Source organism: Micromonospora sp. NPDC001898, assembly GCF_042891255.1.
Lineage (GTDB): Bacteria > Actinomycetota > Actinomycetes > Mycobacteriales > Micromonosporaceae > Micromonospora.
The window spans coordinates 1-1,335 of the sequence record NZ_JBIATC010000051.1 but is presented as its reverse complement, the minus strand read 5'-3'; the positions used below and the strand labels follow the sequence as shown (position 1 = coordinate 1,335).

The 1,335-nt window shown below is 68.6% G+C and carries 1 protein-coding gene and 1 rRNA gene; one reads left to right on the top strand and one right to left on the bottom strand.

Annotation, left to right across the window (positions count from 1 at the left end; genetic code table 11):
* Positions 1-182: 182 nt before the first annotated feature.
* Entirely contained in the window at positions 183-1,178 is a 996-nt protein-coding gene (locus ACFYZF_RS30635) for an alpha/beta hydrolase (RefSeq protein ID WP_387026667.1), read from the top strand.
* A 70-nt stretch (positions 1,179-1,248) separates the two neighbouring features.
* On the opposite strand, the gene rrf is transcribed toward ACFYZF_RS30635, so the two are convergent.
* A 5S ribosomal RNA gene (rrf, locus tag ACFYZF_RS30630) occupies positions 1,249-1,335 on the bottom strand; the annotation flags it as partial.

Here is a 1,335-nt window from a genome sequence, read left to right as displayed (position 1 = left end):
TCCACCGGCACCACCTTCACCCCCACCACCAAATGGCACGACTTCTTCGGCCTCCCCGGAGAAACCACCCTCTGAACCCCCCACCACCTGAATCGGCACGACACCGGCCGATGCCGGGATCGTGGCCGCGCAGCGGGCGTCACCAGCCCTCGAACACACAGCAGCTTCCCCGAGGAGAATCGATGGACTTCACCCCTGACGGCGCTCGGCCCCTCAGCCGCCGGCGGCTCCTGACCGGAGCGGCGGGAGTCGCTGCCGCCGGCGCGCTGGCCGGTGCCTTCGGTGCGCCGCTGGCCGCCCAGGCCGCCGGCGACGGGCACGGCCTGCGCATCGTCGACCGCAACGAGAACGGCGGTCGCCTCCAGTACTACCGCTTCGCCACCGACGCGATCGCGTGGGATCCCGCGGTCAACGTCCTGCTGCCCGACGGCTACCACACCAGCAACAAGCGCTACCCGGTGCTGTACCTGCTGCACGGCGGGAACGCCGACTTCCGGACCTTCCACATGTACGAGAACATCATCAACCTCACCGCCGGCCGGGAGATCATCGTCGTCATGCCGGACGCCGCGACCGGTTGGTACTCCAACCCGGTCAGCAGCAACACCGGGCCCCGCAACTGGGAGACCTTCCACATGGCGCAGCTGCTGCCGTGGATCGAGCAGAACTTCCGCACCTTCCCCGAGTACAACGGCCGCGCCGTCGCCGGCTTCTCGATGGGTGGGTTCGGCGCCCTGAAGTACGCCGCGAAGTACTACGGCCACTTCTGCTCGGTCAGCTCCCACTCCGGGCCGGCCAGCCTGCGCAGAGACCTCGGCCTCGTCGTGCACTGGGCCAACCTGAGCTCGGCCGCGGTCGAGCTGGGTGGCGGCACGGTCTACGGCGCCCCGCTGTGGGACGAGGCGCGGGTCAACGCCGACAACCCCGTACAGCGCATCGGGAGCTACCACAACAAGCGGATCTTCCTTGCTGCCGGCACCTCACCTGACCCGGTGAACTGGTTCGACACGGTGAACGAGACCCAGGTGCTGGCCGGCCAGCGCGAGTTCCGGGCGGCTCTCGGTCGGGCGGGGATCCCGCACGAGTGGCGCGAGGTGCCCGGCGGGCACTACTTCCGCCACGAGCTCTTCGTCCAGGACCTCAACGGGATGCTCGGTCGCCTCCGTCGTGCCGGCTGATCCGGCCCCGCCCAATCGGCGATAGACACGAAAAGGGCCACCCCCTAGGGGGTGGCCCTTTTCGAAAGATGTCCGGCGGTGTCCTACTCTCCCACACCCTCCCGAGTGCAGTACCATCGGCGCTGGAGGGCTTAGCTTCCGGGTTCGGAATGTAACC